Source organism: Streptomyces acidicola (genome assembly GCF_009377235.1).
In the GTDB taxonomy this organism is placed as follows: domain Bacteria; phylum Actinomycetota; class Actinomycetes; order Streptomycetales; family Streptomycetaceae; genus Streptomyces; species Streptomyces acidicola.
In genome coordinates this window covers 1-7,171 of the sequence record NZ_VMNX01000350.1, presented here as the reverse complement: position 1 = coordinate 7,171, position 7,171 = coordinate 1, and the positions used below count along the sequence as shown (strand labels likewise).

Here is a 7,171-nt window from a genome sequence, read left to right as displayed (position 1 = left end):
CACCGGAACGTGGACGGAGGGACAACGGGCACCTCGACAACTGCATCGGTCATCGGAACTACCCGAGCATGCCCGTTGACCATGCTGCCGCACCGCGAAACTCCAAGATCCCCGACAGAGTCAAGCTTAGAGGCTGCGCGGATAGGGGCGGTTTCGGGGGCGTCGGCTTGGGCTGTTGTTGCAGCGGTGGGTGCTCCAGGCACGGCGGATGAGGCTGCGCACGGTACGCCTTCGAGTGGCCCTTGCTTGGAGGTGCTCGCTCCAAGTCAGCGCACGCTCATCGTCCGGTCGTGGCAATGGCCTGTCTGGACTCAGATGCTGCGATGAAGGCTTGTAGGAGAGGACGGTCGTCTCCTCGGCGGGTGGCCATCAAGATCCGGCTCACGGTAGGAGGCCCGTCGAGTTCGAGCCTGCGGGCGCCTGCGGGGAGCAGCGTCGTGACGCTGTAGGGGGCGATGCTGACGCCGAGGCCGGCCGCGACGAACATGATGATGGTGTGCCAGTTCGAGCACTCCTGCGCGACCTGGACGTCGACGCCGGCGTTCCGCAACGGCTGCGTGTTCAAGTCGAACGCGTGAGTTCCTGCTGAACGCGGGAACAGGATCAGCGGGTCAGCGGCCAGCGCCCTTGCTTCCACACGGTCACCCCTTGCCGCGGGGTGCTCTGTGGGGATGACGGCGACGAACCGTTCCGATGCCAGTAGAGAAAGTTCGATGGCGTCGCGCTCCTCGGCGTCCCGCACGATCCCGACGTCGGCCGTACCCCGCTCCAGGGCCGCCAGGACATCGGTGGTGAACCCGTCGTGAAGTTTGACCTGGACGTCCGGGCGGCGGCGGGAGAATGCACGGAGGTGTTCGCTGACGATCGCCGTGGCGGAGGTGATGAAGGCGACATCCAGACGGCCGGCCTCACCTCGGCCGACGCGCCCGGCCTCGTCGAGGTCGGCCGCCAGACGGCCCAGAAGGTTCCGGGCCCTTGGCTGGAACGCCGCTCCCGCCTCTGTGAGTCGAACACTTCGAGAGGTCCGCCGGAACAGCTCAACCCCGACGATCTTCTCAAGCTGCCTGATCTGCTGGGACAGGGCGGGCTGAGCGATGTGCAGCCGCTGGGCGGCGCGGCCGAAGTGCAGTTCCTCAGCCACAGCCAGAAAGTACCGCAGATGACGGAGCTCGATTCGCTGATCCATAGTTTGAGCTTATTGATAGAGGTCAAGGCGTGTATTGGACACATGGGTGAGTGAAGTCGGAGGCTACGGGAAGCCACACCGGAAAGGGAACCCTTCGCATGCCGCACACCTCTGCCCCGACCATGATCTCCTCGATCGGCTCACAGAGTGACGCAGACGCGTTCTACGCGCTGAACGAGGAGTGGATCTCGCGTCTGTTCACGCTGCAGGAAGAGGACCTGGCCGTTCTCGGAGATCCGTTCGGCCGCATCGTGGGCCCGGGCGGCGACGTACTCATGGCGCGCGAGCCGGGCAGCGGCACTGTAGTTGGGTGCGTCGCACTTCTGGCCTATCCGGACGCCGTGTTCGAGCTGGCGAAGATGGCCGTGGCTCCCGCCGCACAAGGACGCGGCATCGGCCGCCAACTCATAGCCGCAGCGATCGACCGCGCCCGGGCACTCGATGGGACCCGATTGTTCCTCGGCACGAACAGCATGCTGGCCCCCGCCCTTCACCTCTACGAGGACGCTGGGTTCGGCAGGATCACCCGCGACCGTCTCCCCGTGGCCGACTACTACGCCCGCGCCGACATCCTCATGGAACTGCAGTGATGGCGCTCTGTGATCACTGGGAGACCTGTGCCTGCGCTTCCCTCATGGCTGACCGAACCGCTTTGGGACCAATTCGCGACCCTGCTGCCGGTGCGGCCGGTCTACGATCCGGCCCACCCGCTGGGCTGCCACCGCCGCCGGGTCAGCGACCGGATCGTCTTCGACAAACTGCTGCAGGTGCTGCGTTTCGGCTGCTCCTACCAAGCCATCGCCGATTCCACCTGCTCAGCCACCACGATCCGAGGCCGTCGCGACGAGTGGATCCGGCTCGGCGCCTTCGCCCAGCTCAGGGAGATCGTCCTGAACGCCTACGACCGAATCGTCGGTCTCGTGCTGGAGCAGATCGCCATCGACGGGTCGATCACAAAGGCCGCCGGAGGCGGGGAAGCCGCCGGACGTTCGCCCGTCGACCGAGGCAAACGCGGGATGAAACGCTCAGCCATGACGGATGGTTACGGCATCCCCCTGGACCGAGTCCTGGCCGGGGCCAACTGCCACGACTCCCCGTTGCTCGCTCCCACCCTGGACCTCCTGAACGACCTCGGCCCGCTGCCCGACGACATCACCGTGCACCTGGATGCCGGCCACGACTCGGCCAAAACACGTTCAGTCCTCGACGAACGCGGCCTCCGCGGCCAGATCGCCCACAAAGGCGAGAAGGCGCCGTTGCAGGCCACTCAGCGCTGGCACGTCGAGCGCACCCACGCCTGGCAGAACGCCTTCCATCGGCTCGCCCGCTGCTACAAACGCCGTCTCCACGTCATCAACGCCTTCTTTGACCTCGCAGACGCCGTCATCACCGTACGTAGCCTCATCCGCCGCGCCTGGACCACTCACCGCTGGAACAACCGCCCAATCCGACGCCCCTGAAACTGCCCTATCCGTGCAGCCTCTAAGCATGTGGAAGAGTTCGAGTTCGACTGCTGGAACTGCTGGGAGACCAACTCCATCAAGGGCCGCCCCAAGGGTTTCTGGACGACCACGCACTACGCACTGCCCGGCGAGTGGACGTGCTGGTCCTGCGGAGCGCTCAACAGCACGCCCGACGACTGAATCAGACACCTGACATGTCATGCTGCGGCGCGTGAGCAGATGGTCGATCGTTCACGCACCAGGTCGATGGCGATTGTTGAAAATGACTCTGGCCGCAGTTGTGTGAAAGCCGTGAGATCGACGCTCCTCAGGGCTGCATGTTGAGCTCGGAGAGGCCAGTCCGGACAGCAGCCGCAGTGTTGTCGAGTTCGTGCCTGTCCCGTGCTCGCCAGCGCGCGTCGATCCGAAATCCGTCATCAGCGAATCGGGGGAAGACATGCAGGTGCACGTGGAACACTTCCTGGACGGCGGCTTCGCCGTCAGCGAGGAACAGGCGAACGGAGGCCGCGTCGACGGCCGCCGAGGTCCAGTCCACCTCGCCCCGGGCCCCGAGTTCGTCCAGCACCGCCCGGTGCAGCCGACGCCACAGGCCGGCCTCGGTCCACACCGTGAAGCGGCGATGCGCGGTGGCGGGCGACGTGCCGAACGGCGGCGGCAGACGCCGCCAGGCACAGCCGCTGGTCAGCGCGCACACCACTGCCGTGAACACGCCTGCTCGTCACACGGAACGGTCCCACCACCTTGCGGACGAGCAGCGAACGACTGCAGCAACGGGCGGCCAGCTCCCAGAGTTCATCAGGAACCAGACGCTTCGATAGATCAGCACCCACGACCGGCATCATGCCGCACGAACATCAAGTCACGTGGGACAACCTCTAAGCCTTGATTGGTGCGGCCGACCTGGCGGTCTGCTCGATCTTCGCGCAGTAGGCTGCACGGGCTTCCTCGTCGATCTGCTTCTCGAGTTCGGCGCGCAACCCGGTCCGGCCGTCGAGGCCCTCGCGCAGGATATCGGCGTGCCCGGCATGCCGGATGGACTCGCCGAGGACATGGACCATGATGGCGAACAGGTTCGTGTCGGCATAAGGCTCCGGCCACCACGGCACGTGGCCGGGGGCGTCGAGGGGAAGCTCGTTGATCGTCGCGTCCGAGTGTTCCCACGTGCGCCGGTAGAACCCGATGACCTGATCGCGGGTCTCGTCCTCGGTCGCCCACAGATCGCTGCCGTTGGAGTCCTGCCACCGGGGCAGCGGTTCCGGGGAAGGGCGGTCGAAAACCTCGCCGAAGTACCTGACCTCGACGGTGGCCACGTGTTTGACCAGGCCGAGGAGGTTGGTCCCGGTCGCTGTCAAAGGTCGGCGGGCGTCGTATTCGGACAAGCCGTCGAGTTTCCAGAGCAGCGCCTTGCGGTCCCGCCGCAGTCTCCCGTGCAGGTTGTCTTTCGCGAATTCATCGATCATGCGGCAGGAGCCTGCCATGGGCTGCTCGTGGTCTCAAGATCCCGTACGGTGAGCCCAGATCGCGCACCGATGAGTTTCCCGCGCCGCGCTGGTCTATACGCCGGACACCCACGGACGGAAGGCTGCGCCATGCGGAAACTGATCTACGGCATGAATCTGACCCTGGACGGCTACATCGCCGCGGCCGGCGACGACATCGGATGGAGCGGTCCGCCGAACCACGAGCTGTTCCGGTGGTGGCTCGACCACGAGCAGGCGAGCGGCCTGTCGCTGTATGGGCGCAAGCTGTGGGAGACGATGAGCTCCTACTGGCCGACCGGCGACCAGCAGCCGGGCGCCACCCCGGCGGAGATCGAGTTCGCGCGGAACTGGCGGGACACGCCGAAGGTGGTGTTCTCCTCGACGATCGACAAGGTCGACTGGAACACCCGCCTGGTCACCGGCGACGCGATCGCCGAGATCACCCGGCTCAAGGCCGAGGACGGCGGCCCAATGAACATCGGCGGCGCAACGCTCGCCGGGGCGGCCATGCGCGCCGGGCTGATCGACGAGTACGCGATCGTCGCCCATCCGGTCCTGGTGGGCAGCGGCACGCCGTTCTTCACCGCGCTGGACAGCTGGGTGAACCTGAACCTGGTGGAGACGCGGACGTTTCCCGGCGGCGTGGTCCTGACCAGGTACGAGACAAGGCGCTGAGCAGCTTCCCGCTGTCTCACGACTTGGATGGGTGTTTCCTCTCACCGTCGTGGCATTTCCTCAGGCGGGATCTTCTGGGCGGCTGCGGCGACTTGTTTCCCGAATCGGGTCAGTTTCATGGCCGCACCGCGTTCGGCTCGTTCGAAGAGGGGTGTCCGAGGTCCGCTTCGAGTCGGTTGAGCTGGATCGCCAGGGTCGAGTGGTGGATGCCGAGGTCTCGGGCTGCTTCGGTGAGGGTGGGATGGGATTGGGCTGCCAGGCAGCGCGAGAGCCGCTGTCGTGCGTATGGGCCGGTGAAGGCTTTGCGGAGGATGGAGGGAAGAGCCTCGGCTTCGTCAGCGGCGCGTAGGGCGGTCTGGTGGCTGGCTCCGCCGCATGGCCGGAGGGGGATGTTAAGTCGGTCGAGGTGGCCGACAGGGTGACCCAGGTGGAGGCTGCGACCACGGCCAGGCGGGCGGCCTGCCCAGACTGCGGGCGCTGGTCGGGGCGAATACGCGGCTCCTACCTGCGATTCCCCGTGATCCTGCACCTTGGCCTACGCGGCATCCTGGCCCGGATGCGGCGCAGGTCGTGGACCTCGCCGAGTGTGCCCCACTCGTCCCTTACTCAGGCGCGTGAGGGGCAGCAGCCGCGTGGCCTCGGGGTGGTTTGCTCATGCGCTGATCCAGTAGGCAACAGCCTTCCGAGCGCACGAGGCGGCGCTCCCGCGAGTGCAGCCGTACGCCTTCGGCGGGAAGCAGAGCGGGGACGGTTCCGAAGTGTGTCCGCAGAGCGGCACTGTGGCGTGGACGGGAACCGCGGCCGCGGGGGTCGGTGTTCTGCCGCTCGGGATCTGAGCGCCGGGTCGGACCGCCTGAACTGTCAGACCCGAGGTCTATGTTGTCGCCCATGACTCATGACTTGATCGGGCGGCTCAAGCCTTTTCGAGAGGAAGCGCTGCGGCGTGGCGTACCTCCCGAGGACGTCGAGCGGTGGATCGCCATGGCCCGCCCGTCCGGGACGCTCACCGCACACGGGACCGGACCATTCGTCGGCCGGTTCGGCGGCCCACTGATGCTGCCCGCCGACGTTCCCGCCCCCGCGTACCCTTTGCTCGCCACCCTCGACTGCGCCGCTCTGCCCGAGAAGTTAACGGGTGTTCCGCTACCTGTCGACGGCCGTCTGCTGCTCTTCGGATTCCCCGAGATGGCGTACTTCAGCGGTAACGACAGCGCCGGGAGCGTTCTGTACGTCCCCGCCGGGATGCCCGTCGAGAAGAGGGGGTCGGAGTTCTTCCCCGAGCATGGCGACGAGGAGGAGGTCGAGGTCGAGGTCGACGAGGAGATACTCGACATCTGCGAGCAGTACCCCCAGGATGAGCTGCGTCTGTCGGCCGACATCTCCCTGCCCTACCACTTCATTGGCCCCCCACCGGAACCCGGCCTGAAGATCGCTGAGTTCCCCGGCCATCCCCGCGCCTGGGATCTGGCCCAAGCCTGGTCCGACACGTGCGAGGACATCATCGTCGACGGTGCCCTGCGCATCGGCGGGTACGCCTCCCACGAGTGCACCGAGACGGATCCGATCACGGCCGCCGCTGAAGAGGCGATTCTGCTGCGTCAGCAAGCAGCGCGCTCAGGCGAACCCTTCGACTCCGAGGAACTGCCCGCGCCCGAGAACTGGGTGCTGCTCGCGCAGTGGGACGTCGATCTCCAAGGACGTGAAGGCGCCACCCTCCACTGGGTGATCCCATACCAGGACCTCGCCGAGCGGCGCTTCGACCGCGTCCATGTTTCGTTCTTCTGGAACCCCTGAGCCGCCCGCCTCAACATGTCGCTCCCCGGGTGGCAGCCGGACCGTCCTCCAACAGCCGAGGACATTACGGGCAAACAGTCCGCACCGCTCAGCAAACGAAACTCGCTGACAAATCGAAGCCACCTGAAAGTGTGTCAGAAATCTATTGCTGAGCCGGCTGGATTCGTTTTTGACCAGCTGGGTATGGATGAAACCCGGCTACGACCCCGGGGAGCGGGAATCAAGTGTTCACCCGACTTACCGCCAGTTTCTCGCAGATGGCTCGTCGGTGGTTGAGACAGAGCCAAGTGCCCGGCCTGATCAGGCCTGTTGGCAGGCGGGAACGGCCGAGTGGCCGCTGCGGCATTCAACCAACGCGCTCTGCCAGGTGCTGCCCACTTATCAACGCGCGTTGATTCCTCAGTAACCTCAAAAAAAGCTCAGGGATCCCCCGAGTAACCTGTAATGGCGGTGTGCGGCTCGCTAATCTCCGATTCGAAGGAGCAGCAGGTCACCGGTTGTCATCAGACGAGAGGTGCACATGCGAAACCGTCCGCGGCTCGCCAACAGACGCCCCACCACCCCCCACCAGG

Annotated in this window: 8 protein-coding genes; 5 read left to right on the top strand and 3 right to left on the bottom strand. The window is 65.9% G+C overall.

All coding sequences use genetic code 11. The annotated features are described in order from the left end of the window. Nucleotides 1–277 precede the first annotated feature (277 nt). Nucleotides 278–1,186 carry a LysR family transcriptional regulator gene (locus FPZ41_RS43245; protein ID WP_152869995.1) on the bottom strand — a complete coding sequence of 303 codons (909 nt, stop codon included), beginning with the start codon at nt 1,184–1,186 and terminating at the stop codon, nt 278–280. Nucleotides 1,187–1,284: 98 nt separating this feature from the next. Between FPZ41_RS43245 and FPZ41_RS43240 the strand changes: the two genes are divergently transcribed. Genes FPZ41_RS43240 through FPZ41_RS47610 form a run of 3 tightly spaced genes read left to right on the top strand, consistent with a single transcriptional unit; the run spans nt 1,285 to nt 2,829 of the window. Further along, nucleotides 1,285–1,776: a GNAT family N-acetyltransferase gene (locus tag FPZ41_RS43240; RefSeq protein WP_228023395.1), complete on the top strand. Its 492-nt coding sequence runs from the start codon at nt 1,285–1,287 to the stop codon at nt 1,774–1,776. Between the two features lie 27 nt (nt 1,777–1,803). Beyond that, nucleotides 1,804–2,646: an IS5 family transposase gene (locus FPZ41_RS43235; protein WP_322621475.1), complete on the top strand. Its 843-nt coding sequence runs from the start codon at nt 1,804–1,806 to the stop codon at nt 2,644–2,646. 30 nt (nt 2,647–2,676) lie between these two features. Then, the gene (locus FPZ41_RS47610) at nt 2,677–2,829 is read left to right on the top strand and encodes a hypothetical protein (RefSeq protein WP_194236428.1); all 153 of its coding nucleotides are present in this window, start codon (nt 2,677–2,679) and stop codon (nt 2,827–2,829) included. Nucleotides 2,830–2,956: 127 nt separating this feature from the next. Here the strand turns inward: FPZ41_RS47610 and FPZ41_RS43230 are convergent, their stop codons facing one another. Together FPZ41_RS43230 and FPZ41_RS43225 are read right to left on the bottom strand one after the other, a co-directional pair. After that, entirely contained in the window at nt 2,957–3,346 is a 390-nt protein-coding gene (locus FPZ41_RS43230; protein WP_322621476.1) for a transposase, read from the bottom strand. Between the two features lie 178 nt (nt 3,347–3,524). Then, the gene (locus FPZ41_RS43225) at nt 3,525–4,109 is read right to left on the bottom strand and encodes a DinB family protein (RefSeq protein ID WP_152869990.1); all 585 of its coding nucleotides are present in this window, start codon (nt 4,107–4,109) and stop codon (nt 3,525–3,527) included. A 129-nt stretch (nt 4,110–4,238) separates the two neighbouring features. Here FPZ41_RS43225 and FPZ41_RS43220 point away from each other — a divergent pair, with 129 nt between their 5' ends. Both FPZ41_RS43220 and FPZ41_RS43215 read left to right on the top strand, forming a co-directional pair. Continuing rightward, nucleotides 4,239–4,805: a dihydrofolate reductase family protein gene (locus tag FPZ41_RS43220; RefSeq protein ID WP_152869988.1), complete on the top strand. Its 567-nt coding sequence runs from the start codon at nt 4,239–4,241 to the stop codon at nt 4,803–4,805. Between the two features lie 888 nt (nt 4,806–5,693). Further along, nucleotides 5,694–6,599, top strand: coding sequence for a DUF1963 domain-containing protein (locus FPZ41_RS43215; RefSeq protein ID WP_194236427.1), 906 nt, complete (start codon nt 5,694–5,696; stop codon nt 6,597–6,599). Nucleotides 6,600–7,171: the final 572 nt, after the last annotated feature.

Bases quoted from the DNA above. Each gene is read 5' to 3' on its own strand.
- FPZ41_RS43215 (WP_194236427.1), top strand. From the start codon at position 5,694: ATGACTCATGACTTGATCGGGCGGCTCAAGCCTTTTCGAGAGGAAGCG.
- FPZ41_RS43220 (WP_152869988.1), top strand. From the start codon at position 4,239: ATGCGGAAACTGATCTACGGCATGAATCTGACCCTGGACGGCTACATC.
- FPZ41_RS43245 (WP_152869995.1), bottom strand. From the start codon at position 1,186: ATGGATCAGCGAATCGAGCTCCGTCATCTGCGGTACTTTCTGGCTGTG.
- FPZ41_RS43240 (WP_228023395.1), top strand. From the start codon at position 1,285: ATGCCGCACACCTCTGCCCCGACCATGATCTCCTCGATCGGCTCACAG.
- FPZ41_RS43225 (WP_152869990.1), bottom strand. From the start codon at position 4,109: ATGATCGATGAATTCGCGAAAGACAACCTGCACGGGAGACTGCGGCGG.